Origin of the sequence: Chloroflexus sp. (genome assembly GCF_034431535.1) — a bacterium.
GTDB lineage: Bacteria > Chloroflexota > Chloroflexia > Chloroflexales > Chloroflexaceae > Chloroflexus.
The window spans coordinates 14,626-40,880 of sequence record NZ_DAOUDC010000010.1 but is presented as its reverse complement, the minus strand read 5'-3'; the positions used below and the strand labels follow the sequence as shown (position 1 = coordinate 40,880).

Annotated in this window: 24 protein-coding genes; 14 read left to right on the top strand and 10 right to left on the bottom strand. The window is 58.5% G+C overall.

Translation table 11 applies throughout. From position 1 onward, the window contains the following. Positions 1-362 (bottom strand): N-acetyltransferase family protein (locus tag U9R61_RS02220; RefSeq protein ID WP_322487195.1); only part of this gene is annotated, 362 nt, incomplete at its 3' end. Then, positions 359-1,351, bottom strand: coding sequence for an MDR family oxidoreductase (locus U9R61_RS02215; protein WP_322487194.1), 993 nt, complete (start codon positions 1,349-1,351; stop codon positions 359-361). The genes U9R61_RS02220 and U9R61_RS02215, both read right to left, overlap by 4 nt. A gap of 111 nt (positions 1,352-1,462) precedes the next feature. Between U9R61_RS02215 and U9R61_RS02210 the strand changes: the two genes are divergently transcribed. The 9 genes from U9R61_RS02210 to U9R61_RS02170 all read left to right on the top strand — a co-directional run bounded on the left by U9R61_RS02210 (position 1,463) and on the right by U9R61_RS02170 (position 10,735). Next, positions 1,463-2,206: a VOC family protein gene (locus tag U9R61_RS02210; protein ID WP_322487193.1), complete on the top strand. Its 744-nt coding sequence runs from the start codon at positions 1,463-1,465 to the stop codon at positions 2,204-2,206. A gap of 59 nt (positions 2,207-2,265) precedes the next feature. After that, positions 2,266-3,528 carry a hypothetical protein gene (locus U9R61_RS02205; RefSeq protein ID WP_322487192.1) on the top strand — a complete coding sequence of 421 codons (1,263 nt, stop codon included), beginning with the start codon at positions 2,266-2,268 and terminating at the stop codon, positions 3,526-3,528. A 114-nt stretch (positions 3,529-3,642) separates the two neighbouring features. Next, positions 3,643-3,822 (top strand): hypothetical protein, encoded by a 180-nt coding sequence (locus U9R61_RS02200; protein ID WP_322487191.1) that lies wholly within the window; start codon positions 3,643-3,645, stop codon positions 3,820-3,822. Between the two features lie 191 nt (positions 3,823-4,013). Beyond that, positions 4,014-4,901 carry a family 16 glycoside hydrolase gene (locus U9R61_RS02195; RefSeq protein ID WP_322487190.1) on the top strand — a complete coding sequence of 296 codons (888 nt, stop codon included), beginning with the start codon at positions 4,014-4,016 and terminating at the stop codon, positions 4,899-4,901. Between the two features lie 17 nt (positions 4,902-4,918). Next, positions 4,919-5,380, top strand: a complete 462-nt coding sequence (locus U9R61_RS02190) for an SRPBCC family protein (RefSeq protein ID WP_322487189.1) — start codon at positions 4,919-4,921, stop codon at positions 5,378-5,380. Positions 5,381-5,416: 36 nt separating this feature from the next. Continuing rightward, entirely contained in the window at positions 5,417-7,018 is a 1,602-nt protein-coding gene (gene clcA / locus U9R61_RS02185; RefSeq protein WP_322487188.1) for a H(+)/Cl(-) exchange transporter ClcA, read from the top strand. Between the two features lie 40 nt (positions 7,019-7,058). Further along, positions 7,059-7,757, top strand: coding sequence for a rhomboid family intramembrane serine protease (locus U9R61_RS02180; RefSeq protein WP_322487187.1), 699 nt, complete (start codon positions 7,059-7,061; stop codon positions 7,755-7,757). 21 nt (positions 7,758-7,778) lie between these two features. After that, positions 7,779-8,606: an SDH family Clp fold serine proteinase gene (locus U9R61_RS02175; RefSeq protein WP_322487186.1), complete on the top strand. Its 828-nt coding sequence runs from the start codon at positions 7,779-7,781 to the stop codon at positions 8,604-8,606. Positions 8,607-8,836: 230 nt separating this feature from the next. Then, a complete protein-coding gene (locus U9R61_RS02170) occupies positions 8,837-10,735 on the top strand; it encodes a hypothetical protein (RefSeq protein WP_322487185.1) in 1,899 nt (632 codons plus the stop codon). A 93-nt stretch (positions 10,736-10,828) separates the two neighbouring features. Here the strand turns inward: U9R61_RS02170 and U9R61_RS02165 are convergent, their stop codons facing one another. From U9R61_RS02165 to U9R61_RS02155, 3 genes are all read right to left on the bottom strand, one after another. Then, the gene (locus tag U9R61_RS02165; protein ID WP_322487184.1) at positions 10,829-11,536 is read right to left on the bottom strand and encodes a PHP-associated domain-containing protein; all 708 of its coding nucleotides are present in this window, start codon (positions 11,534-11,536) and stop codon (positions 10,829-10,831) included. A 148-nt stretch (positions 11,537-11,684) separates the two neighbouring features. Next, on the bottom strand, positions 11,685-12,671 hold the full coding sequence (locus tag U9R61_RS02160; RefSeq protein WP_322487183.1) for a hypothetical protein: 987 nt from the start codon (positions 12,669-12,671) through the stop codon (positions 11,685-11,687). A 670-nt stretch (positions 12,672-13,341) separates the two neighbouring features. Beyond that, positions 13,342-14,115, bottom strand: coding sequence for a TspO/MBR family protein (locus U9R61_RS02155; protein ID WP_322487182.1), 774 nt, complete (start codon positions 14,113-14,115; stop codon positions 13,342-13,344). A gap of 79 nt (positions 14,116-14,194) precedes the next feature. Between U9R61_RS02155 and U9R61_RS02150 the strand changes: the two genes are divergently transcribed. Together U9R61_RS02150 and U9R61_RS02145 are read left to right on the top strand one after the other, a co-directional pair. Continuing rightward, positions 14,195-15,562, top strand: a complete 1,368-nt coding sequence (locus tag U9R61_RS02150) for a dipeptidase (protein WP_322487181.1) — start codon at positions 14,195-14,197, stop codon at positions 15,560-15,562. A gap of 57 nt (positions 15,563-15,619) precedes the next feature. Continuing rightward, positions 15,620-16,195 carry a DinB family protein gene (locus U9R61_RS02145; RefSeq protein ID WP_322487180.1) on the top strand — a complete coding sequence of 192 codons (576 nt, stop codon included), beginning with the start codon at positions 15,620-15,622 and terminating at the stop codon, positions 16,193-16,195. Between the two features lie 96 nt (positions 16,196-16,291). Here the strand turns inward: U9R61_RS02145 and U9R61_RS02140 are convergent, their stop codons facing one another. Further along, on the bottom strand, positions 16,292-18,562 hold the full coding sequence (locus U9R61_RS02140; RefSeq protein ID WP_322487179.1) for a xanthine dehydrogenase family protein molybdopterin-binding subunit: 2,271 nt from the start codon (positions 18,560-18,562) through the stop codon (positions 16,292-16,294). Positions 18,563-19,141: 579 nt separating this feature from the next. Here U9R61_RS02140 and U9R61_RS02135 point away from each other — a divergent pair. Next, positions 19,142-19,645, top strand: a complete 504-nt coding sequence (locus U9R61_RS02135; RefSeq protein ID WP_322487178.1) for a hypothetical protein — start codon at positions 19,142-19,144, stop codon at positions 19,643-19,645. A gap of 14 nt (positions 19,646-19,659) precedes the next feature. After that, the gene (locus U9R61_RS02130) at positions 19,660-20,028 is read left to right on the top strand and encodes an Ig domain-containing protein (RefSeq protein WP_322487177.1); all 369 of its coding nucleotides are present in this window, start codon (positions 19,660-19,662) and stop codon (positions 20,026-20,028) included. A 62-nt stretch (positions 20,029-20,090) separates the two neighbouring features. On the opposite strand, the gene U9R61_RS02125 is transcribed toward U9R61_RS02130, so the two are convergent. Then, positions 20,091-21,839: a DUF3352 domain-containing protein gene (locus U9R61_RS02125; RefSeq protein WP_322487176.1), complete on the bottom strand. Its 1,749-nt coding sequence runs from the start codon at positions 21,837-21,839 to the stop codon at positions 20,091-20,093. Positions 21,840-22,019: 180 nt separating this feature from the next. Between U9R61_RS02125 and U9R61_RS02120 the strand changes: the two genes are divergently transcribed. Next, on the top strand, positions 22,020-23,033 hold the full coding sequence (locus U9R61_RS02120; RefSeq protein ID WP_322487175.1) for a DUF4349 domain-containing protein: 1,014 nt from the start codon (positions 22,020-22,022) through the stop codon (positions 23,031-23,033). A 56-nt stretch (positions 23,034-23,089) separates the two neighbouring features. Here the strand turns inward: U9R61_RS02120 and gyrB are convergent, their stop codons facing one another. The 3 genes from gyrB to U9R61_RS02105 all read right to left on the bottom strand — a co-directional run bounded on the left by gyrB (position 23,090) and on the right by U9R61_RS02105 (position 26,152). Continuing rightward, positions 23,090-25,000, bottom strand: a complete 1,911-nt coding sequence (gene gyrB, locus U9R61_RS02115) for a DNA topoisomerase (ATP-hydrolyzing) subunit B (protein WP_322487174.1) — start codon at positions 24,998-25,000, stop codon at positions 23,090-23,092. A gap of 71 nt (positions 25,001-25,071) precedes the next feature. Beyond that, positions 25,072-25,914 carry a hypothetical protein gene (locus U9R61_RS02110; protein ID WP_322487173.1) on the bottom strand — a complete coding sequence of 281 codons (843 nt, stop codon included), beginning with the start codon at positions 25,912-25,914 and terminating at the stop codon, positions 25,072-25,074. Further along, complete coding sequence (locus tag U9R61_RS02105; protein ID WP_322487172.1) at positions 25,889-26,152, bottom strand: hypothetical protein; 264 nt, start codon at positions 26,150-26,152, stop codon at positions 25,889-25,891. Before U9R61_RS02105 ends, U9R61_RS02110 begins: the two co-directional genes overlap by 26 nt. Positions 26,153-26,255: the final 103 nt, after the last annotated feature.

The window sequence follows — 26,255 nt, the reverse complement described above, 5'->3', positions numbered from 1 at the left end:
ACAAACACCCGCGAAAGCAGCTTCCAGAACCCGGCGCGGGTGGCGGCTTCGATCAATGCCAGCATGGTGAGCCGGCCAATCCCGCGCCCGCGCCATTCGCGGGCGACGTAGACCGAGAATTCGGCGATGCCGACGTAACACTCGCGGGCCCGGTAAGGAAAGGTAGCGGCAAAGGCGACGATCTGGTCGTTGATAATCGTGACGACGATCGGGAAGCGATCGCCAAACCATCCCGTCACTTCTTCAGCGGTGCGCGGTCGCGTTTCAAAGGTGGCGATGCGGTCGGCGATGCCTTGGTTGTAAATCTCGGCAATTGCCGCCGCATCGGCTGGCATCGCAGCGCGAGTGAGCACACTACTCATCGGTTCACATCCACTACCACCCGCCCGCGAGTCTGGGCATTGGTAATCTGTTCGGCGTAGGCCGGCAGCTCGGCAAAAGGAATGACCGTCGTCATCCGGTCGAGCAATTCTGGCGACAAGTCGCGAGCGAGCCGATCCCACGCGGCAAGGCGTTCTTCGCGCGGCACCATCACCGACTCGACGCCGGTCATCGTCACGCCGCGCAGAATAAATGGATAGACAGAAGCGGTAAACTCGGCGCCGCCGGCATTGCCGCAGATAGCCACGGTGCTGCGCATCGCCATCGAACGCAGCACGCCGGAGAGCACCGCTCCGCCGACGGTATCGACCGCGCCACCCCAGCGTTCGCTCTCAAGCGGGCGTCCGGGGGTGGTGAGGGTATTGCGGTCAAGGATGCCGCTCGCGCCGAGTTCGCGCAAGTAGGCCTCTTCGTGGGGTCTGCCGGTAGCGGCGATCACCTTGTGCCCGGCTTTGGCCAGCAACGCCACGGCCACGCTGCCCACGCCGCCGGCAGCGCCGGTGACCAGTACTTCACGACCGGGGATGAACCCGTGCCGTTCGAGTGCCAGCACGCACAGCATCGCCGTAAACCCGGCGGTGCCTAGCGTCATCGCGTGCAGCAAGCTCATCCCGGTGGGCAGCGGCACTAACCACTCGCCCTTCACCCGCGTGTACTGGCTAAACCCGCCCCAATGCCGCTCACCGACTCCCCAGCCGGTCAGCACTACCTGATCGCCGGGTTGGTAGCGCGGATCGGACGACTCGATCACCGTGCCGGCAAAGTCAATACCCGGTGCGAGCGGGCTGCTGCGCAGGATTTTGCCTTTGCCGGTGATCGCCAACCCATCTTTGTAATTGAGCGTCGAATAGGCCACTTTGACCAACACCTCGCCGGGGGGTAGTGCGCTCAACGGCAATTCGCAAAACTCAACCCGCCGGCCATCGGCTCCTTCTTCCACCACCAGCGCGGTAAAGCGTTCTTCGCTCATTGGTAGGCTCCCTTGCTTGTATCGTGCGCGTTTGCTGTACTGTCGATTATAATAAACACGGCTACCTTTGCCAAACCCGGCCGTTGCAATCCTATTCGCTACGGAGTTGCTATGATTCATGCTCTTGATCACATCGTCATTTTGGTGGAGCAGTTATCGTCGGCGGTGGCGGCCTACACTGCGGCCGGTTTTGTCGTTGCTCCCGGCGGCGAGCATGCCGATGGCGCGACCCACAACGCGCTGATCAGCTTCCCCGATGGCACGTATCTTGAACTGCTCGCCTTTCGCCGCCCTGCTCCCGAACATCGCTGGTGGCGGCATGCAGCGGCCGGGCCGGGGTTAATTGATTTTGCCCTCTTGACAAACAACACCACGATTGCGGTTGCTGCCGCGGCTGATCGCGGCCTGATGATGAACGGCCCGGTTCCCGGCGGGCGTATCCGGCCCGATGGCATCAGCCTCGCGTGGGAAACAGCGTGGCCGCCGAGCCCCGATTTGCCGTTCCTCTGCGGTGATGTCACTGATCGGGCGTACCGGGTGCCCGATGCCGATTTTTGGGGCCACAGCAATGGTGCGCGCGGCATCGCCGAGGTGATCGTCGCCGTGACCGATCCGGTGGCGAGCGCCGGACGTTATGCGGCGTTGCTTGGCATCACGCCGCAGGCTGCTCCCGCCGAAGTGCGCGTTCCGCTCGGCGAGAGCGAAATCATGCTGCGCGGGCCGGATTCGGGTGATCCGAACGTGATCGATCGCCTCACCCGGCGCGGCGAGGGGATTTGCGCGATCACACTGCGGGGGGTACACTTTCCCGACCTTTCTGCGTCGCTGGGGGCGACGATTGTGGCAGCGCAGTAGCTAGCGTCGCACAGCCGTGCGGCGGTACATACGAATACGATCATCACGGATAGTATTGCATGTCCAATCATCTTGACCGGTTCACCCACTATGCCCATGCCGAGCGGGGCGGATTCTTCGACCGTGACCGTTCGATTACGGTGACGCAAGCGCCGGGGTGGGTGGATCTGTTTGGCGGCGTGGTTGCCGATGTTGGCATCCTCTCGTTGTTATGGCCGGGCAGCCCTAGCGTGATGGTCGCGCTCCAGCCTGATCCGGAACCGATCATTCGGTTTCGGGTTGGTCAGCGCACCGATTCAATCCCCTGCACTGCCCTGTTTCTGCCGAGCGGGCCACGCGAATACGCCGATGCCGTCGCCGAGATTGACTTGCACCAACCTCCGCGTAGCCCGTGGTGGGGGCCGGCGCTGATGGCGTGGGTGGCCCTCATGCGCGAGGAGTTTGTGCGATTTGGTGGCGGTGCGCGGGTGATGATCCAGTTCAACCCGAATCTGCCCGGTCTGGCCGCAGCGGTGATAGCTGCCGTCGCACAAGCATTAGTGACGGCTTACGGCGTTCATCTGTCGCCACGTGAACTTGCCATCACCTGCGCCGAAGGGTTGGTCCGGTTTGATCGGCGTGGGGGTGAGCTGATCGGTGCATTTGCTACCGTCTGCGCGGCGGCAAACGAGGTGTTGGCCGTTTGGCCCCACAGCGCGCAGCTCGGGGGCAGCGTCCATCTCCCCGCCGGTTGTGCGATTTGGACAATTCGCGTTGGTGATGAACCGCGCCAGCCGCTGGCGCGGGTACATGCGGCGTTTGCAAAGATCGACCGGTTACTTGCCGGGGAGTCTACCGAACCCGGTGCTGCGTTACTTGCGATGGGCCTCAACGACTTTCTGCGCAGAGGGCGCCAACGGTTATCGGTGACCGACTCTGCCGGCGAGGGTGCCGGTTCGTTGGCGGCTTTGGCGATGTTTGCGCTCGAAGAGCAGCAGCGTGGTCGTATTGCGCTGGCTTTGTTGCGTGCCGCTGCTCATCGTGCGCAGCGCGAAGATGACGTGCGGTTGATCGGTGAGTTGCTCACGCAGAGCCATTGGTCGCAGGCGGCATTGGGGTTGACCGATCCACATGCCGACGTACTGGCCGAGCGACTCGTGGCGCCGGCAATTTTTGGCGTTCGCCAACCGGTGGTTGCTACCCGGGCTACGCTGGTGGTGTTTGGTCGTTCGGATGCTGAGGCTGAGGTGCAACGTGTGGTCGAGGCGTACCGTGCTGCTAGTGGCCTTCCGGTGAGTGTGGCCGGCGGGAGTTTAGCGGGTGTGCATAAAGCCGGTGCGTGAAATGGGCTATAGGTGTCGCGAGAGTGTGGTAGTATGGTGACAATGGTTACGGTTAGGCAATGTGTACCTATTTGCCAACTTGTTATCTAGCCACCTGAACGAAAGGATCATCGCGTGCTATCCTTCATTCGCTCACATCCTTACATCACCGTCTTCGTAATCGTGTTTTGCATCATCTTCTTCGTCGCCGTTTTTGGATTGGGCTTTGCATGGAGCGAATCGTTACTCGCTGCAGCGGTGATTTCTGCAGTAGGTGTGGCTGTTCAGTGGTGGCAGACGAATGGTTTGGGCTAGGCGACCGTTGATACGCTGTTGAGTTGTATCGTGAAAAGTGATGTAAGATAGGCGGAGCGCCGCACAATGATGAGCTGCGCTACCGCCTATTCTTGTTTGTATTGTCGATGACTATGGCTCACCCTCGCGTTTGCCTGCAATGTGGAGCACCGGCGACGCAGAAACGATACTGTACCGAATGTAGTGCGCGGATGCCGGTACCGCGGATATTGGCTACTGCCAAGTGGTTCATCCTCTTGGCAGTAATCGCACCGGTACTGGTCGGCGGTGGTGTTGGCTGTACGTTTACGCAGTCATCGTCGGTAGCCGGTTCGCCATCACCGATTGCCTTAGCACCGGCGACAACCACAGCTATCACCGGTATCTTACCCACGGCGACACCGGTTACGGGTATTGCTGGCCAACCTACCCCACTTGAAGCAACCACGTTGATCCGGACAGCTCAGGCGGGTACTGCGCAAGCCATCCAGATCGTGACGCAGACCGCGCATGCGCTTGAGATAGAGATTGCTACGCTGTTTGCCGGTGCTCGTCGGGTGTTTTACGATGAGTTTGTCGATAACCGCAATGCATGGTTTACCGGTGTGTTTCAAGAAGTCGAACTTGACGTTATCGAAGACGGTGTCTTCAAAGTGTTCTGGACGGGGCGAGGGACATCGTATGAGTTGTACGAACTCAGCTCCTTTACCGATTTTATCGCCGAAGTTGATTGTCGGATCGCCCGTGGTGGTGGTGATGGGAGCTGTGCGTTGGTGTTTGCGCACCAGAAAGACGTTGGCTTTTACAAATTCGAGTTGTTCATAGATTACTATCGGCTTTCGGTCATTGCAGCAGCGGGCGATCCGGTCGTACTCGCTGAAGGTGATCCACGTCGGCTGACGACTGTTGATACCTTTAACCGGCTGCGTGTGATACGGCAGGGTGAGCGGATTCGGATGTTTATCAATGATGTGCTGGTCAATGAGGTAAATGACACAACCTATCCGAGCGGACGGATCGGCGTTTCGACGGCGTGTTACCGTGCAGAGGGTGGGGTCGAGGTGCAGTTTGATAATATTGCGATCTGGTCGTTGCCGTAATGGGAAGGAACATCATAATGCAATCGCCGTTTCCCTATCTGCTTGAGGAATTTGTGATTGTCAATGCGCCTATGGCACGGGTAGAGCAGGTCATGACCGACGAAGCGTTGTCTCGGCGCTGGATGTCACCGGCAGTGCAATTTGCACCACTCGACGGCTGGAGTTTTGCTACCGGAGCGCGTTGGCGATTGCGTTTGACCGGGGTTGGGCCACTGCTCGAAGCCGGTTACATTGTTGTCGAACGGCGACCGGGGTTGATCCTCTGGGCTTTTGATGGGTTTTGGGAAGGCTTCGATGCGTGGCAGTGGTTGCCTTGGCAAAATCAGACTGATCAGACGTTGATCCACAATCGGATCGAATATCGGTTGAAGATTCCCGGTCTCGATATCATTTGGCCTCTGACGATAGCTCCGTTTATGAAGTTTGACGCGCAGGTGCAGATGAAGCGGTTGAAGCAGGTCTGTGAGATAGTTCATTAGATGTATCGAGCTATCCTTGATTGGAGGGAGATTGGTATGAGTTCTGTTTCTACGGTGAAGGAGCAAGTCACTGCCGGTGAGTTAGCCGAATTTCTCGATTCGCGTCAGCAGCGGCGGCGTTTATTGCCTATCGCCATTGGGGTTGGTATCCTTTCTGGCAGCGTGACCTTGCTGTTTCGCGGGCTACTCGGTCTCGGTGATAGTTCACGTACCAAGCTGATCGAATGGAGCCGGCAAGCGCCGATGGTAGGGTGGTTGCTCCCGGTCGTGTGGGCTATTGCCGGTGCGACGTTGGCTGTCTGGCTGACTCGTCGTTATGCGCCGGAGGCATCGGGAAGTGGGATTCCGCACATTGAGGCAGTGTTGTACCGCTTACGCGATTTACGTTGGCGACGAATTATTCCGGTTAAGATAATCGGTGGTGTGTTGGCAATCGGTGGTGGTTTGGCGTTAGGACGGGAAGGGCCAAGTGTGCAAATCGGTGGTGCGCTGGGTGGTGGGATGGCCGAATTGTTGCGCAGCGGTCCACGTGAGCGCTTGACGCTTATTGCCGCCGGTTCAGGGGCCGGCTTGGCGGCGGCGTTTAATGCACCGCTGGCCGGTCTCGTGTTTGTGTTGGAAGAATTGCAGCGCGACTTTCGTCCGTCGGTGTTTGGTGCAGCTTTCGTGGCCGCAGTGGTGGCGAATGTCATCACGCGCTTGTTTACCGGGCAATTGCCGGTCTTTGCGATACCTGATTATCCGATCCAGCCGCTCAGTACGTTGCCGGTGTTTATCGTGCTGGGCGTAGTCTGTGGTGTAGCCGGGGTCGTGTTTAACAAGGTGCTGCTGGCGATGCTGGAAGGGGTTGCTCGGCTCCGGCCACGCCAAAAACTTGCCTACACGATGCTAACCGGTGTGTGTGTTGGATTAGTTGGTTGGTGGTATCCGAACTTGATCGGGGGTGGTCACCATTTTACCGAAGATGTCTTACGTGGTCGGATTGATCTGACCCTGTTGCCTATCCTCCTTGCGGTTCGTTTTGCGCTGACAATGCTGAGTTATGCGACCGGTGCCCCGGGTGGTATCTTTGCGCCGTTGCTGATTTTAGGTGCGCTCATCGGCTACGGTGTCGGTGAGACGGCGCATAGCATTGCACCATTCTTAGCGCCGCAGACCGAAGTCTTTGGGGTGGTTGGGATGGCAGCTCTGTTTACCGGCATTGTGCGGGCCCCACTCACCGGCATCATCCTCATCGCGGAAATGACCGGTAACTATAATCAGTTGCTCCCATTATTGCTGGCTTGTTTTTTTGCCTATGCTGTAGCTGAAGTATTGCGTGATCGACCAATCTACGAAGCACTTTTGCGCCGTGATCTGCGCCATACGCCATCTGCCCATGTATTGGAGGAACCGGTCGTGGTTGAGCTGACGGTAGCACCCGAGGCGCCTTTCGTCGGGCGCACGATCCGCGAATTAGGCTTACCTCCCGGCTGTATCATTGTTCGTTGTCGAGATGGAAATCGTGAGTGGATTGCGACCGCCTATACCCGGATCGAGCCACATATGCAGCTCACCGTGTTGGTTGCGCCCTCGGCAGCCCATGGTTTAGCGATGTTGCAAGCCGGTTGTGCAGCTCCTAACCGAGCAACGCATTGAGCATACCGATTATGATAATAGCATATCGAGAGGAGACAATATGCTGCCATTAAAAGATACGATCCCCTCACGCTCGTTTCCGGCGGTTAACTGGGCGTTGTTGGCAGCGAATGTGGTGGTCTTCTTATTAATGGCGCGTAATGCGCAGCTCGCCGAAGCATGGATTGATAGCTTAGCCTTAGTACCGGTGCGTCTCCTGACCAACCCGCTCGATCCGACCGAGTGGCTTACCATTTTTACCTCGATGTTTATGCATGGCGGCTGGTTTCACCTCTTCAGCAATATGCTGGCGCTTTACATCTTCGGCGATAATGTTGAAGATCGAATGGGTAGCCAGCGCTACCTAATCTTCTACCTGCTCTGTGGTGTGGCGGCAGCATTGACCCATGTGTTTTTTAACCCAACGTCACCAATTCCAACGGTGGGTGCGAGTGGTGCGCTGAGTGGTGTGTTAGCGGCGTACCTGCTCTTCTATCCCTCGGCTCGGGTTATTACGCTTGTCCCAATCTTCTTCTTACCTTGGTTTGTTGAAATCCCGGCAGTTGTGTATCTAGGATTTTGGTTTCTTTCGCAATTGGCTAACGGCGTCTTTTCAATTTTGATCGATGTGCAGGCGATGGGCGGTGTGGCATGGTGGGCACATATCGGCGGCTTTGCCGCCGGATTGGTGTTGGCCCCTATCTTTCGACAGCAGCGCTACATTCGGCGCTACTATCTTGATCAGTATTATCCATGGTGATAGTTTGTCCAGAGGTGAAGTATGGATTTCTTCTCGCTGCTGTGGCTCTTTTTCATCATCTCGTCGTTGCAGCCGGTGATTAAGCAGCGCATGCTCGATGTAGCACGCCAGCGACTGCTTGAACAGTTGGAACGCAAGCGCAAAAGTCGGGTGATTGTGCTCATCCACCGTCAAGAGACGATGAGTCTGCTTGGATTTCCGTTGGTACGGTACATTAACATCGAAGACTCCGAAGCGGTGTTGCGGGCAATCAAAATGACCGACCGCGATATTCCAATTGACCTGATTTTGCATACGCCGGGCGGGTTGGTGTTGGCCGCCGAGCAGATTGCCCGCGCGTTGCAGAAGCATCCGGCTAAAGTGACGGTCTTCGTCCCACATTATGCGATGTCGGGTGGTACGTTGATAGCGCTCGCCGCCGATGAGATTGTAATGGATGAGAATGCTGTACTGGGGCCGGTCGATCCGCAGTTAGGTCAACATCCGGCCGCGTCGATTTTGCGCGTGCTCGAGCGTAAGCCGATTAGCGAGATCGATGATGAGACGCTGATGATGGCCGATATTGCCGAGAAAGCGATCCGACAGGTCAAGCATACAGTTTGTGAGTTGCTCAGTGATAAAATGTCGGTGGAAAAGGCGGAAGAGGTCGCTCATACACTCGCCAGCGGTGTTTGGACCCACGACTACCCGATTACGGTACGCGAAGCTCGTGAATTGGGCTTGCCGATCAGTACCGATATGCCGGATGAGATCTATCAGATGATGGCCCTGTACCCGCAAACGGCTCAACGCCGCCCCTCGGTCGAATATATTCCTGCACCACGGTCACGTCAACTTGATCGGTTGTAGAACCTCTCTTCTCACGCTTGCACTTCCCCGCCCTGTCCACGCGATACGCGGGAACGGGGTGGGACATGGTGTGGAAAATCTTACCCCAACAATGCAACTATTCCCCTTGAGTTGTTGTGTTAAGTTGATATAATCTACACTTAACACAATCTTGATGGGGTGTGGGCCAGATGCTGCTGGGTCAGGTCCACACCACACGTATCTTTAGCGTAGCTAACGGATGTTCTACAATGGCACTCTCGCTTCGTCTTGTTGATATAAGTGGTCCGTTCAACGACCAATCGTCCCCGGTGCGGAATTGGTCGTCATTTCCCTTTAGCCAGATTGATCTACCAACGCCGCCGTATGTTGATCAAGCACGTTTACAGTGCGGTGTCGCGCGGGCGCGTGCATATATGGCGGCAGTGCAGGCGCAGGGCTATACCGGGATCGTCATCGATAATCTGGCCCATTTGGTGACGTTCGATCACGCGCCCCAACCATACTATGCGCCCGATAGCCCCTTTCGTCTCCGAGCGCTGGCGTACCGCCGTGCTCTGCTGCCGTTGTTGGACGATGCTGCTAAGCGTGGGATGCAGGTTTATGTCACCTGTGATATGCAGTGGATGACCGACGACCTGCGCCACGTTGTTGGGCCAATTGCGGCTGACAACCCACAACTGGCAGCGTTGAACCGGGCGGCTCTGATCGATCTGTTCACAGCGCTGCCGATGGTCAGCGGTGTGATTGTGCGAATTGGTGAGACCGGTGGTGCTCACGATTGCCTCGGCTATACCGGCCATTTGATCTATCACCGTGTGGCTGCCATCCGCCGGTTGATCGCCACACTGCTGCCGGTCTGCGATCAGTTTGATCGTCAGCTCATTGTCCGCACGTGGACATTGGGGATTGGAGAGGCAGGCGATTTACTCTGGTCACCTGAACGTTACGCGGCGATGTTTGCCGATCAGCGTAATCCGCGTCTCTTGGTATCGATCAAGCATACGCCGGCCGATTTCTTTCGGCTGTTGCCGCCCAATCCGACGTTAGGCCTACACGGTCCCCGCCAGATCGTCGAGTTACAAAATCGGCGCGAATACGAGCTGTTTGGGTTGGTCCCGTCCGGCTTGACCGGCTTGCACAGTGCTGCTATCCGGCGTGCTGCTCACGAACCGCAGTGTGTGGGGATATGGGCATGGAACAGCACCGGTGGTTGGGGTGGCGGTGGGGCATCGGTGGGGCCGGATGGCTGGAATCTGTGGACGGAAGCCGGTAGTGCGTTGACCGCCGCGCTTGCTGCGCATCCCGAATGTGATGCCGAGCAGTTTGTGAGCGAATGGTTTGATCAACGATTAGGCGGCTATGATCCTGCGTTTGTCCGGGCAGTGACAACTGCGTACCTGGAATCAGAACGGTTGATCGAACAGGGTTGGTACCTCGGTCGTGCGCCGGGCATGCAGCGGATCGGTGGAATTGTCGTTCCGTCGTTGCTGTGGGTGTGGTGGATGCGCCCCACCGCTGCCTTGCCGGTCTGGGTCTATCTTGCCGAGACATTAGGTGAGATCGAGCCGGTAATTGCGCAGTCGGCACAAGCCGTGCGGCAGGCGCAACATCTGTACGAACAGGTGGCAATGTATGCACCGCCGGACGATCTGCTTGCCCAACAACTCGTGACAAGCTTAGCGTATCTGGTTGACGCGCTAACGATTGCGTGGCACACTCGAGCGTGTTTATTACGGTTTGTGACGATGGTACAACGCGAGCAAGCTGATACGGTGCGCTTACGCACGTTGTTCCGCAGCGAGGGAACACGGTTGCGTGCGGCCATCCGGTATCATCTTGAGCGGTGGGGCGGGCGAAGTGACTTTCCACCGCTCGAACTCACCGAGCTGACCGCATTGCTGGATCGTTGGGAGCGAGCGCCGCATTGGGTTCGGCAGCAGGTGCGGCTGGCAGCGTGGTTGGTTGCACTGGCTCGTCGCCAACCGTCACGTTCAGCTCGGGCGCGGGCCTTGTTCAGTATTCTCTTCCCCACTCGCTGGCGTCGGCGCTTGCTGCAAACCACGTTGCCATGGCTCAGTCGGCAGTTCGATCTGCTACCGACGATCTTCTTTGAAACCGGCCCGTCAATCGGTGAATGGGCGCGGTGAAACTTGTCACTACGTTGGTGCGCGAACGCTGACGCAAAGGCGCAAAGGGCACGAAGGATGCTCACGCAAAGGTGCAGAGAGGCAGTGGTAACATTACCTAACCGGCACAGGCCACAAGGGGTTCCAACGCCGTAACCGTTCACGCAGCGCGCCGACCACGCCGCGCCACCCCCACTGTTGACCGACCACCTGTGTCTCGCCGCGCTGCAATGCCCGCCGCAGATCGGCGGCGCTCGTCCCGGCAAACATGGTACGACCGTAGCCGATCATTGCCAGATCGTGCGCGTCGCTACCACCAATGGGAGTTAATCCTAATGCTTGCGCTTTCTCCGCGGCACGCCGGTTGTTGGCCGGGTTCCACAGGCTCGCGTTGAAGATTTCGATACCGTCGAACATGTGCCAATCCAGATCAATACGCTCAGGGCCAAGCAGATGCTGCCGTCCTACTGATGCGACCAGTGCGCCGAAGGGATGTGCGGCAAATGCAAGTCCGCCTTGCTTGTGGATCAAGTTCACCGTGGTCGCGAGATCGAGACCGGCCGGAATCGGTTGTTCGATAAATAGGGCCAAGACATGCCCAATTGCGGTTGAGATTTCACACCCAACGATCACATCTATCCCATAACGTGGTGCTAACCGACGTGCCACGAACGCTCCTTCAAGCGTGTCGTGGTCGGTAATGGCAATCACGCGCAAATCGGTCTCTTCCGCTACATACGACAACACCGCCTCGGGAGAGGCGGTGCCGTCGCTGGCTATCGTATGGATGTGAAGGTCGGCAGCGTTGTACAGCAAGGTCACGGGTTACACTCCTTCCCCATGGTACCAATCCCGTGGCGAGTGTAGCCTAACTTGATGAAGCCAGCATCATGGCAAGGTCAAGCCAAGATGAAGAGCAGGTAAAGCGTCGCAGAGCATGGTCAATACGCTGCCTTCGCTACGGTGGCTATTATCGCCCCGGTAACAAGGTGTACTCGGCCACTGCCCGCCGCTCGCTACGGTTGCCGTAGGCGCTGATCGCGTAGCGGCCCGCCGGGTCTTGCTCGCTCAGGTACAGTTCGGCGGCAAAACTGCCATCGCCGGCTGCCGTCACATCACCCAGCCATTCGGTCGAATAGTCGGGCAAGGTGGCCCAAACCGTGATCACTTCACCGGGTAGAAAGCCGCTGCCACGCACACTCAGTGCACTACGCTGGGTCGGACGAGCCGACTCTACTGTCAATTCAGCGGTTCCGCGTGGGCGCAGTGTATCGCCGGGCAACACCTCAAAATCAACAATCCCATTCCCGTTACTCTGCAAGCCGCGCGCTGTCAGTGCGTAACGACCGACCGGGATTCCGTTGCTGGCGATCACTAAGCCAATCCGACCCTGTCCATCGGCGAGCTGCGTGCCGAGATCGGCGATGGCATTGTTGGGATAACGGATCCACAGTGCCACTTGCTCAGCCGGGCGATAGCCTCTACCACTGAACGTAAAGAGCGCACCTTGTGCCTGTACCGCGCGATCAACTGTTAGTTGTACGGTAGACGAAGCACCGGGTGCAACAGCAATATCAACCTCGAGACTCGCATACGCCTCACGTCCACTTTGCCGGCCACGTGCCGTATAGGTGTAGCGTCCGGTTGGGGTGAACGTTGCGCCGAGAAAATCGGGTACGTAGGGATGGCTAAAGCGTCCCTGTTCATCGATGGTCACCACTGCCACCCCATAGACCGTGTAGTCGGGGTAAGTAATCCAGATGCTGGCCGTCTCACCGGGCAAAAAGCCGCCGCCGCTGAGGGTGACAGTCGTATTCTGGCGCGCCACGGCGGGCGAAACGGTTAAGCTGGCGGTTTGCGCGCCGGCTGACCAGCTCCAGGTCGTAATGATCAGCGCCAACGCGCCGGCAAAGACGAACGTGAAGGGAGTGTACAACGAGCGGTTGATCATCGGCATACGCGCCTCCGTTGTGAGGAACAATCAACGTTTCCACGCTTACGAACGATGATCGTGCTGATGGCTTGCCAACTAGCAGATTACGGGAAGCTGACGAGATTGGGGGCATAACAATAGCCGCAAAGGTGCAGAGGGCTTACACGCAAAGGCGCGAAGGGCGCGAAGCTCGCAAAGGGTTTTAACGCAAAGACGCGAAGAACGTAGAGGGCGCAAAGAGTTTGGGCATGTTGATCATCCTCCGCGCACCCTGCGGTAACAGTGCCCTCTCTCCTGCCGTCATTGAGGGAGGGTAGGCCGGAGGTGAGGGCGAAATTTATCTATGCACAGCGAACGTGTGTACAAACATCCTTGCGCCAGTGGAAGAGGGGCCGGGGGTGAGGGCGAAACGGCGCATCCCAAAGCCGTCAACGGTATCTATGCTCATACGTTCTGTCCGCCCGTGAACCCAGTGGGGAAGAGGCCGGGGATGGGGTTGACGAAAAGCCACAACACGTATTTTTTGCGTCGTTTGGGTATCTTTGAGGCTATTCTGCGGTGAGAGGTGGATCCCGCCCTCGTGGGAGATTGCTTCGGGGGTTACGCCCCCTCGCAATGACAGCGAAAGCGGTGACACTTTCCCCAAAACCTCTCTGCGCCCTCTGCGTCCTTTGCGTTAAGAGTCTCTGCGCCTTTACCCTCTCTGCGTCTGTCCTTTCTGTGCAGCATACGCTGCCGCAAATGCTGCCGCCGCCACTCCCCACGCAACCACAGCCAGTGGCGCAATCGCTGCCTGCTTCAGCGCAATCCCACCGGCGGCCCACGCAATCACCAATGGCAACACGCCATCACGCCAGCGTCGGGCAAACCACCAACTTAGCCCACCGGCTAGCACCAGTAAGACGATAGTGCTGACAATGCCACCAACCCCCGTATCTTGCCAGCCAAGTTCGTACAGCAACACACCGCCATTGACCAGCGTAGCGACGCAGATCCAGCCAAGATAGAGACTGAACGCCGGTCGTACCAGCCAGCGTTCGCCCTTGGTAATCGTGTCTGAACTGTGCAGGTTGAGATAGACTCCGATCAGACCGATCAGGACGGTCGCCATAGCGGGGAAGGAGAGGACGGGGATGTTGTAGTGCCAAAAGAGCAGCCATGCACTATTGCCGGCACAGCTCAGCCAAAACCAGGGTGCTGCTGCGCGCAAACGTGGGTTGCCGGCTTGTCCTGGCAGGGCCTGATAGATGGCGTAGCCGATGAGGCTGATGTAAATGAGACCCCAAATCGCAAACACATACCCTGGCGGTGTAATCAAGAGAGGGTAACGATCTGAGATAGCAGCGGTCGTTTGACCGTTGAGCGGTAAGCTGTTGGCCAGGATGTTGAGGATGACGGTAGCGGCCAGTGCAAGGATGACACCGATCTGTTGCATCTGAAATATTGGACGCGCAAGCGATGTCGCCATAAAATCTCCATTATAATGGTGGTACCGGGGCGAAAGCTGTGCGTCCGCCTACTTGCATTATAAAGGAGCGTTGTCTACTATGCCAGACTGGAACAGCTACCTGACCGAACATCAAGATCGATTTCTCGCCGAATTGGTCGAGTTTCTACGCATTCCGAGTATCTCGGCTATTTCGGCACATGCGAATGATGTATTGCACGCTGCCGAATGGGTAGCAAACCGATTGACCGCCGCCGGGATGGAGCACGTCGCTATTTTGCCGACCGGTGGGCATCCGGTGGTGTACGCCGATTGGCTGCATGCTCTGGGTAAGCCGACCGTGTTGATCTACGGGCATTTCGATGTTCAACCGGTCGATCCGCTCGATCTGTGGACGCACCCACCTTTCGAGCCGCATATCGAGAACAACCGGATTTATGCTCGAGGGGCGAGTGATGATAAGGGGAATATGCTGATCCCGATTCTGGCGGTTGAGGCATTGTTGCGCAGTAACGGTGCGTTGCCGGTTAATGTGAAGTTTTTTCTCGAAGGGCAAGAAGAGATCGGTAGCCCCCAGATTCCAGCCTTTCTCCAACAGGAACGTGAACGCTTCGCCTGCGATCTCGTGCTCAGCGCCGATGGTGGTCAGTGGAGCGAAGATCAGCCGCTGATTCTGGTCGGGTTGCGCGGTGGTTGTGGTATCCAGATCGATGTCCGTGCGGCGAAGATGGATCTGCATTCAGGAATGTACGGCGGTGTGGTGCAAAACCCGATCCACGCGCTGGTGCAAATCCTCGCCTCGATGCGCTCGGACGACGGTATGATTACGATCCCCGGCTTCTACGATCAGGTACGCCCATTGACGCCAGAAGACCGGGCACGGATTGCTGCCATTCCGTTTGATGAGGAGAAGTTGAAGGAGACGCTTGGTGTGCCGGCACTGTTCGGCGAGGCCGGTTTTACACCGCGCGAACGCGAGTGGGTGCGTCCGACACTGGAGGTGAACGGGATCTGGGGTGGCTTCCAGCAAGAGGGGATTAAGACGGTGTTACCCGCCGAGGCGCACGCCAAGATTACCTGCCGTCTGGTGCCCGATCAGGATCCGCAGGTCATTCTCGATCTGCTGCAAGCGCACATCAAGCGCCATACCCCTCCTGGAGTGACGGTGACGGTCACGCCGCTCGCGTTCCAAGCCCATCCCTACCTCATCCCTGAGGACGATCCGGGCAATATGGCGGTACGTGAGGTGCTGGTCGAGATGTACGGGCGTGAACCGTATTACGTGCGTAGCGGTGGTTCGATTCCAGTCTGTACACTCTTTCAGCGCCAATTAGGTGCCTATACCAGCAATTTTGCCTTCGGCCTCGACGACGAGCGGGTGCATTCGCCCGACGAATTCTTCCGCCTGAGTAGCTTCCGTAAAGGGCAGATCGCCTACTGTAAGCTTCTCGAACGCTTGGGACGCTAACTGTAAATTGACCTTCTTTCTTTACTACGAGCGATGGTGGATGTAGAGGAGTGCTTTATGCTCGATTATGATGCACTGTACCGTCGTGAACGCACGATACAAGAGATCGTCGGTGATATGACGGTGGCCGACCTACATGCCGAAACTGATGAGATGTACGACACGATTGAACGGCTCATTGCCGATTGTGTTGATGCTGATGTTACCTTCCAGCCGGTCGATCCCAACGCGAACGATCCGTTTGCCAGTGATCCCGGTGCCGTAAACCAGGCGTGGACGCTCGGCCACGTGATCGTCCATCTTACCGCTTCGTGTGAGGAATCGGCGTTTCTTGCCGCCGAGATGGCTCGTGGGGTGCCGTTCCATGGCCGTTCACGCTACGAAGTTCCATGGGAGACGGTGACGGCGATGGCGCAGGTGCGCCAGCGTTTGGCTGAGAGCCGACGCATGCTGCACGCTTCATTGCAGATGTGGCCTGATCGGCCCCATCTCGACTATCAGGTTGAGCCATGGCCCGGTGCGCCGCCGGTTGATGCGCGTGGTCGTTATGCGTTAGGCCTTGCCCACGCCTATGACCATCTCGGTCAGATTGAAGAGATTATACGGCAGGCGCGGGCTGCGCGTATAGGGTAGCGTGATCGTAGCTTGGCGAGCAGGTGTACAGTACAGCATACACCTGCTCTGGTTGCGTTACGTGGTTATCCGCCGGATAGACGCCGGCTAACGTACTCACACGCTATTGATCGCCCGCCACACCACTTCCTCGCGCATCGGCAACTCGTAGAGACGAGCGCCGGTCGCGTCGCGAATGGCGTTCGCGAGGGCAGCCGCTCCGGCGGTAATCGGTGGTTCGCCAACACCGCGCGCCCCGAAGGGGCCGTTGGGCGCCGGGTTCTGCACCAACACTACCTCGAAGGTAGGGAGATCGGTGGCACGGGGCAAGGTGTAATCCATAAAGCTGGCAGTCAGAAGTTCACCCCGCTCGTCGTAGCGCAGCGCTTCGTAGAGACCCCATCCCACGCCTTGCGCCGCTCCACCGTGAATTTGCCCTTCGACCATCAGTGGGTTGAGCGGGAAGCCAACATCTTGAATGGCGACATAGCGGAGCGGTTTCACGCGACCTGTCTCGCGATCAACTTCAACCTGCACAATATGGGCGACAAAACCGGGTGCATTTTCGGCGGGGGCGGCTTTTCCATCACCCACAATCGGCCCCGGCCCGCCGGCCTGCTCCTCGGCGCGTTTGGCAACTTCGCCAATCGGGATGGTGCGACCGGGCACGCCGCGGACTTGCACCATCCCCTCGCGGATGTCGAGGTCATCAACCCGCGCTTCGAGCATATCGGCGGCCATTTCCAACAACTGCCGGCGCGCCTCGCGCGCGGCAGCGGCCACTGCGCCAGCCACGCTGTAGGTAATCTGGCTGCCGCCGCTCGGCCCGGCAAACGGCCCGCTGCGCGTGTCACCGGCCACAATCTCGACCTGCTCTGGCGGCACCCCTAGAATCTCGGCGGCTACCAGCACAAAGCTGCTGTTGACGCCGGAAATATCGACCGAGCCGACATGCACCCGCACCATGCCGTCGGAGCCAAGCCGACAGACTGCCGCTGCCGGTGACATGCCGCACGGCCAGCCGCCAATTGCCAACCCAATCCCGCTGTCCGGCTGGCGTTCGCGCCAGAGCGGGTGGTTGGCGGCGGCTTCGAGCACCTTGGTCAACCCCATCGATGGCCAGGGATCGTTATTGCCCATCGGATCGCCAGTGGTAGCCGCGTTGCGCAGCCGCAGCTCCAGCGGATCGAGATCGAGCTTACGGGCCAGTTCGTCCATCGCCGATTCGAGCGCAAACGTAACCTGTGGCGCACCGGGAGCGCGGTAGGCGCCGGCTTGCGGCTTGTGGGTCAGCACCTCGATCACGTCGATCTGGACGTTGGGACAGCGGTAGTAGCCGCCGAGCAGCGTGCTCATAATCCCACCCAAGGTAAACGGATACACGCCGTTGTCGTTCACGATCTCGGCCACCAGCGCGGTCAGCGTACCATCACGGGTCGCGCCGAGCTTGAGCGTGATCGTGCTGGCTGGCGAGGGGGTCGTGGTGAGAAAATCCTCGCTGCGGTCGAGCGTGATCCGCACGGGCCGGCCCACGGCGAGCGCCGCCGCTGCCGCTAGCGGTTCGAGAATGCCGTACTTCGCGCCAAACCCGCCGCCAACCGTCATCGGGATGAGGGTCACTTGGCTAGGGCGGAGACCCAGCAACCGCGCCACTTCGTCGCGCACGCCAAACTGGCCTTGCGTGCTGGTGTAGAGCGTGAGCTGCTTGCGCACCGGATCAATGTCGGCCACGACGGCGTGCGGTTCGAGGTAGCCTTGATGCACGATCGACGTGCGGTAGGTTCCCTCTACTATCACGTCGGCGGCGGCCAAGGCCGCCAGTGCATCACCCCGGCTAAACTGTTTGTGTTCGTGGATGTTTGACGCCTCGTGATCCGACTGATCGTCACCGCGGGCCACCGCCGCGTGCGCAGCCGTCAGGTCGGCATCACCCTGCGGCGCACCCTGCGGCCAGATCACCGGCGCTGCCGGATCGAGCGCCGCTTCCAGCGTAACCGGGCCGGGCAGCGGCTCGTAGTCGATCTGCAACGCGGCCAAGCCATCTTCAGCCGCGGCCAGACTCGTCGCCAACACCAGCGCCACCGGCTCGCCACGGTAGCGCACCACTCCATCAGCCAGCGTGGTGGTTTGGCGCGATGAAGGTTGGCGACCACGGCTGGGCAAGTCCGCCGCGGTTAGCACCGCCACCACGCCGGGCACGGCGCGGGCCGCGCTCGTATCAATGTTAACGATGCGGGCATGGGCGTACATACTCAACGCCAATTTGCCGTGCAACAGACTGGGCAGATGCACATCGCCGGCATAGCGGGCGCGTCCAGTCACTTTCTCGATCCCATCAACCGATTTACGCCCTTTGCCAAGGTAATGGTAGGTGGGGGAAGTGGTCATACAAGTGCTCCCTGGTTTCGTGCATTGCCCCATCATACCATAGTTGCCACTTGCGCCACGTGGCGTTCGATGCCAGCTATTCGGTTAGTTTTTTGTTTTTAAGATTATTTCATGTTTAGTAAAAGAAATGATATTTGTTGTTGTTTTGCTTACAATAAACACGTTGTCATATTGCAATAAGTTGCGGAAGAATTGCCTGAGCTTACGAAATAACTGCTTTTGTTAATGGATATTGTGAATTATAACCAAATCACTGCTAATAGATTTTTAGTGGCTTGTCCCTTTCAATGTCCACAACAATAGCTGGTCTCTCTACGCCGCATTGCAATTGATGCCGAGGAGATCGCTATGAAACCGCGCTTTGTGGGTCGTGCAGTGTTGATCCTGCTCGTTGCGCTTACCCTGAACCTGTACGTAGTAGCGAAGGCTACAGCGTCATTCAATTTCTTGCCGATAAATGCTAGCAGTAGAACCACGAACGCTATCGCTGTGAATCATACTGGTGGCGCCAAAGTTGTGTTCACTGACACAGGCCGTATTCTTTATGCTGCTCTAGTAGTGGCTAGAACCGGTGATTGTTTGTCGTGGGCAAATGGGTGTACGCTGCCGACGGCATTACATCAGGCGCAAGCTGGTGATGAAGTGTGGGGGCAAGTCGGTGTGTATTATCCCGGCGCCAATCGCATCGATTCGTTTGTGCTGAAGGATGGTGTAGCAGTCTACGGCAGGTTTGCGGGGGCGGAGACGAGCCGGGCGCAGCGGGACTGGTGGGCGAACGTGACGGTGCTGAGCGCGGATATTAACCGGAACGATGTGAATACGGACGGGAATGGGATTACAGAGATGTGGCAAGACATCCGGGGGGCGAATGCGTACCACGTGGTGGTGAGCGGGGCGGGGCCAACGGCGGTGTTGGACGGGGTTGTGGTGCCCGCTGACCAAGCGGATGGGAGTGCGAGCGGGCAGGATCGCGGCGGCGGGGTGTACGTGATGAATGGGAGTCCGGTAGTGCGGAACGTGGTGATAGTGGGGAACCGGGCGACAGCTATGGTGGTGGCGTGTTGGGTGTGGGTGGGGGGCTGACGCTGAGCGGAGCGATGGTGCAGGGGAAGGAGTCGGGCGGTCATGGCGGCGGCGTGGCGCTGGTCAGTACGACCGGGATGGTGGAGGCAAGTGTCATTGTGGGGAACCGGAGCACCGACTTCGGGGGCGGGGTGTATGCGCAGGGCGGCCAACCCGATACTGGCGATGTGTTGACGATCAGTGCGCCGACCAAGCCAGTATGGTTAACCCTCACCGATCACGGCAATGGCACAGCAAGGCTAACCGGCACTCCAGCGACACCGGGCGCTTATGAAGTGGTATTGCGGGTGATCGATAACAGCGGTTTGAGCGCCGAGCAACGCTTTACCATCACTGTGACTCGCGCGCGCTGGGAGGTCTTCGTTCCCATGATCACGAAATAGGAACCGCAACCGGGAGTGGGGAAGTAGCAATTCCCCACTCCCTCCTCCCCATTTCCCCATCACTACGTCTCAATACTCAACAACAACGTCCCCCGCACTGCGCCGCGATTGTCGATCCCCACGGTGCCGCTGCTGGTAATAGCGCGGAATGGCGCTAGCCGCTGTTCGGTATCGGGATCAACCGGATCGCTGCCGAGCCGGTTGGCGAGATCGCGGGCGGCATTGAGGTTAACGTAAAATATGCCGCTGTTGGGTGACGGCAACGCCTTCAGTGCATTGGTGTAGGTGGCAAAGCTGACCAGCTTCTGTTCCGCGCCGAAGGCTGCTTCCATCGCTTGCCGGCCCACGGCGATTACCAGATCGTTGCCGTTGAAGCCGTAGCCAAAAAAGAGATCACCCTCTTCAACCGCTTGCACCTGTGTGCGCCCGAGCGAAGTTGCTTGGAAGCGAATCCCGGTGAGGTCTTCGGCTAGTTCGCTCAACTGTTGCATGCCGCGCTCGGCGGCAGCTTGATCAGACACGCGCAGCGCGAAATACCCTCCTACCGGCGCCTCGGCGCTCTCGTCCGGCAACATGGCGATTACCCCTTCGCCGTGGAACCAGCTAAACAGGTCACGGTCGAGATCGATACCAAGATTATCTTCGAGATCGCGGAGCGTATTGGCGGTTTCAGGCGCCGAATCGAGCTGTTCGCGCAGCCGCTTGCCCCAATCGGCAGGAATGGCGAAGCTGAACACGCCGATCGCCGCACTGCTAACCTCGCCGGCCCGTTCGGGCGAGACGGTCGGGCGAAAGCTGCTGAGCTGTTCGCGCAGTTCGCTGCTTAACCGGGTTTGATCAAAAACAGTGACCGCATCGAAGCGCAACCCACTATCGATCACCGCCATCGTGAAACCAACGCCTTGCATAGCCTGCGTCGCCGAGCGGGCATCGGCGATGGCGGGGTTGCTCTCATCAAGTGAGCCTGCCTCGAATAAGCTGTCAAAAAAGCGCGTCAGCGCTTCCCCCGCGATGTAGATCGTGCCAATCCGGTCATCCGGCAAGCTTTGGGTCACCGCTTGGAATTGGGCGTTGCGGGCTAGCGCGTTCTCGCTGCGCTGTTCGATCAGTTTCGTGATGCTGGCCGCGTTGTTGGCAAACACCACCATATTCCGCGCCAGCGCAAAAGCAGCAAATGGCGTTTCGTCACTCTCGCTGGCGTAGATTGTTACCCCATCGGCGGTGTTGCTGGTGAAACGCTCACCCTGTCCTTCCCGAAAAGCGCGTTGTTTGTCGAGGAAGGCTTGCGCGGCCCGTTGATCGCGGGCGGCTGTGATCAAGAGCACATTGGCGTTGCTGAGGTCAACATCTTCCAGCGGGTCGAGCGTGGCCGGCGGATTGAGCGGGTTGGCCGATTCGCCCATGGCTCCCCCAAGCTGATTGATCGGCAAGCCATAGACCGCCACCGCCGCTTCGGCGCCGATCCACAGCGCGATGTCTTCGGCGAAGGTCACGCCGAAACGTTCTTGCAGAAAGTCCGCCGTTTCGTCGGTGTTCTGGTAGTCGAATGTTTCGGGAAATGCCCGCCGCAGCCGGTCAATGTTGGGCAGATCGTTCAGATTGGGCGTGATCGCCGCGTAGATTTGGGTTTCCGCTGGCAACAGTTCGGGGATGGCGCTAGCCCGCTGACCAAGCAGGGTGAACGCCAGCGTGCTGGTGCCGATCACAATCAAGAGCAACCCAACAATCCCACCGCCGATGATCAGCAGCAATGAGCTGCGGCGTTCGGCAGGTGGCGCTGGCGGCAACGAAAACGGGTCTAGTGCGGTCATGAACCTCCTCCTTGGTTGGCATAACCGTGGTCGACTCATACGGGATTCTTGCCCACTATACCTTACGCACCTGCTGAGGAAAAGTTTCATCATTTGACCGGGAACCAAATCCCGCCCTGTGCCGTTTCTCTAATCAAACACTGATTATCAGCAGATTCTCAGGTTCGAGGAGGTCATCGTATGGCACGGCTGGTGATGATTGTGCTGGTGGTGGCGGCTTTTGGGTTGGCGGCATGTGGTGCGCCAGCGCCGGCAGCGTCGCCGCAGCAGTCTGTTACTTCAGTTGAGGGTGTTGCAGCGCCCGTAGCGCCGCCACAAGGTGCTTGGATGAGCGGCGGGCCAAGCGAGGCGATGCGTGCGGAAGCGGTTGTTCCAGCATCAAATGCGGCTGTCGAGGCGGGAGGCGGTAACGCCGGTGATAGCGCCAATGCGCCGGCTGAGGGCAACCAATTGCAGTACGGCTTGCGGATGGTGATTTTGAATGCCAATCTAGTGATCGAGGTTGCTTCAGTTGATCAGGCTGAAGCCAAGCTGCGGGACGCGGTTGATCGAGTGGGTGGCTACATTCTGCGCGTGAGCACAACTGGCGAAGGCGACCAAAAGATGTCGTATGTCTCTTTCCGGGTGCCGTTCGAGCAGTTCGAGCGGGTGTTGGCCGATGTCGAGGGTGTTGCCAGTCGTGTGATCAGCCGTACCGTCGATGGGGAGGACGTGACCGAACAATATGTTGATCTTGCATCGCGGTTGCGTAATCTCGAAGCGACCCATGCGCGCTTGACAGCGTTGCTGGAACGCGCGGGAACGCTCGACGAAACGCTGCGTCTTAATCAAGAGATTAGCGCGGTGCAGGGGCAAATCGAGCAGGTGAAGGGTCGCATGCGTTATCTCGAACAGAACACTAATTACTCGACTATTACCGTCGAACTACGCCCGATCCCGCCTGTGCCTACGCCTGAACCGCCGAAAGACGGTTGGGATCCGGGTAAAGTCTTGCGCGAGCAAGTGACCCTCCTCTTAACCTTCGTCCAAAATATTCTTAACTTCCTGATTGTCCTCGGCGTCTGGTTGCCAGTCTGGATCATTCCCGTGCTATTGCTCGTTTGGTTGATCCGGATGCAACCAAGGGCGTGGCAGGCTGAGCGTAAATCAGCGTATCATCCGGCAGGCGCTGAAACCAAACGTGTTGATGGATAAGCGGCTGGTGGCTGGGGAAGAGATGGCGGGTCGTCTCTTCCTCAGCCGCCGTCGCATCAAATATCCAGCTCCACCACCTCATTGGCGTGGGTCTGGATGAACCGGCGGCGGGGAGGCACCAGATCACCCATCAGCATCGTGAATGTCTCATCAGCGCGGGCCGCATCTTCCAGCGTCACCTGCAAGATAACCCGGTTCTGCGGGTTCATCGTCGTCTCCCAGAGTTGTTCGGCGTTCATTTCACCCAGCCCTTTGTACCGCTGGATTTCGACCTTGGTGCCGGGCGGCAGCTTGCTCAGATAAGCGTCGCGCTCGGCGTCGGAATAGGTATAGACCTGCTCGCGCCCGTGCTTGATCCGGTAGAGCGGCGGTTGGGCGATGAAGAGGTGGCCGTTGGTGATGAGTGGCCGCATATGACGGAAGAAAAAGGTGAGCAAAAGCGTGCGGATGTGGCTGCCGTCTACATCGGCGTCGGTCATCAGGAAGATGCGGTGATAGCGCAACTTGCTCAGATCAAACTGATCGCCGATCGAGGCGCCGATGGCCGTGATCAGAGCCCGCACCTCAGCATTCGAGAGCATGCGGTCAAGCCGGCTCTTCTCGACATTCAGAATCTTGCCGCGCAGCGGCAGAATCGCCTGAAAGCGGCGGTCGCGCCCCTGTTTGGCCGTGCCGCCGGCGCTGTCACCCTCAACGATATAGAGCTCGCAACGGGCCGGATTGGGGTCTGAGCAGTCGGCCAGCTTACCGGGCAGTGAAAAGCCTTCCATCGCGCTCTTGCGTGCTGTCTCACGCACCTTCTGCACGGCAAGGCGGGTGCGGGCCGCCGCAATCGCCTTCTCGATAATCCGCCGCGCCTCGGTGGGGTTTTCGTCGAGCCATGCGCTGAAGGCGTCGCCGAACACCGTCGCCACCGCGCTGGCCGCTTCCGGGCTGACCAGCTTTTCTTTGGTCTGCGACGAAAACTGCGGGTCTTTCAGCTTGACGCTGATCACCGCCGTCAAGCCCTCGCGCACATCATCGCCGGTCAGGTTGCTCTCGTTCTCTTTCAGCAACCCTTTAGCGCGGGCATAGTTGTTAATCACGCGGGTCAGCGCAGTGCGGAAACCCGACAGGTGCGCGCCGCCATCCGAGTTGTTAATGTTGTTGGCGAAGGTGTAGACATTGTCAGTATCGAACGAATCGGTGTACTGCAACGCCACCTCAACCATCACCTCATCAACCATGCGCTCGACGTAAAATGGCTGGCGGTGCAGTACCACCTTGTCTTTGTTGAGGTGGCGGACATACGAGACAATCCCGCCCTCAAAGTAGAAATTGAGCTCGCGATTGGTGCGTTCATCGACAAACTTGAACCGCAGCCCCTTATTGAGATAGCTCATCTCGCGGAAGCGTTGGGCGAGCGTATCAAAGTTATAGTCGAGCGTTTGAATGATCGACGTATCGGGCAAAAAGCGGGTGGTGGTTCCGTGGCGGTCGGTCGATTCGAGATCGATCACATCAGTCACCGGCACGCCAGCGCGGTACTCTTGGTAGTAGTGGCGTCCGTTGCGGTAGACATCCACCCGCATATAGGCGGAAAGGGCATTGACCGCCGAGACACCGACGCCGTGCAGACCGGACGAGACCTTATAGCCGCCGCTGCCAAACTTGCCGCCGGCGTGCAAGCGGGTCATGACTAGGGTGAGGGTGCTGATGCCCTCTTTGGGGTGAATACCGACCGGAATGCCGGAGCCGTCATCGCTGACCGTCACTGAGCCGTCGCGGTGAATGGTGACGCTAACGCTGGTCGCGCGCCCGGCCATCACCTCATCCACCGAATTGTCAACCACCTCGCGCACCATGGTGTGCAGGCCGTTGATGTCGGTGGGGCCGATATACATGCCGGGGCGCTTGCGGACGGCTTCCATGCCTTCCAGCACCTGAATCTGGCTTTCGTCGTAGGTTGCCGGAGTCTCGTTCGTCATCGTTTGTGTTCCTTCAGCAAGATATGGCGAAGCGCTCAGCGCGCCTCGGTTCGTGAAGAACGGTATTGGCGTTACATCTTGGCGTAATACCGGTAAAACTGCAAGCGTGCGGCGCGCAAGCCGCTGCCGATATAGGCATTGCCGACGATCGCCGGCGCTAACCATCCCGGCTGCATCGCTAGTGCTCGCCACAGATTGGCGAACCCAAACTCGATCACCGTACAAATGGCTAAGAAGGTTGCGATCGAAAACCAGCGCCGGCGGGCGAATTGCCAGCTCGCCCGCAATGTCGTAAGCGGCCCGTGCCGCTGGAGTGTGATAATTTCAGGCGTGAAGCCAAAGATGACTAGACCGATCAGGCTGAGCGCAATCCAGCCGGTGAAGAAGAAGGGCATTGTTTCCGGCATGATCGATACAATTACGATGCTGAGCGCGAGCGGCAGCGCCACGATGCTCAGCGCAACGCCAACTGCACCAGCGAGCCGGATGCCGATCGCGACGCTATGCGCCAACGTTGTTTGCAGCCATGGCTGCTCTTGGCGCATGAGTTGGCGGAGCGACGCTAGAAAGACGCTGCTAAGCACGAGCGCAATGGCGTTTAACCCAATCACCGCCAACCCAAACTGCCCGGTTGAGAGCACGAGCGGCGGTGGGGTGAAGGCTTCCGCCCCCGGCGTGAGGAGCGGGATCAGATTCGTGATCACGAGCAGAGTACGCGCATCAATCGCGTGTAGGGTGCCGAGCCACTGTGCAATGATGCTTTGATCACTGGCTAGAGGGAGCGCCAACGTGATTGCGCTGCCGAGCCAGAGATATGCGCTCAACCCGATCGAGAAGAGCAATATGAATGGCTGGCGGTGAACGGTGGCGTAACCGGCAGCCAAGGCATCAATAACGTAGAATGGTTGGCGCATGCGTCTCGCTCGCATAGGTGATCGCATCATCACACGCTATTATACCACAGATCGCCCGCTGGCGTCGCTGATTTTCGAACAAATGTTCGATGATCGAGGCGAAAATCCGTTCAAAAACGGTTTGCAAAAGCCGATCGGTGGTGATATACTTGACGTGTAGAGTCAGGTTGCCCCAACCGTGGGCATGGGCAACCGCCTGCTTGACACTCGCTGCTGTCGAAATGGGCGACAGTCTCATCAGGCCGTTCAGGGAAGCGCGATGAACCGTCTGTGAGTACCGCTAGAAAGCCGCTTCCGCTGCGATCGCAGCGGTCTGGCGCAGCAGTCTGCGTTGTTCGAGT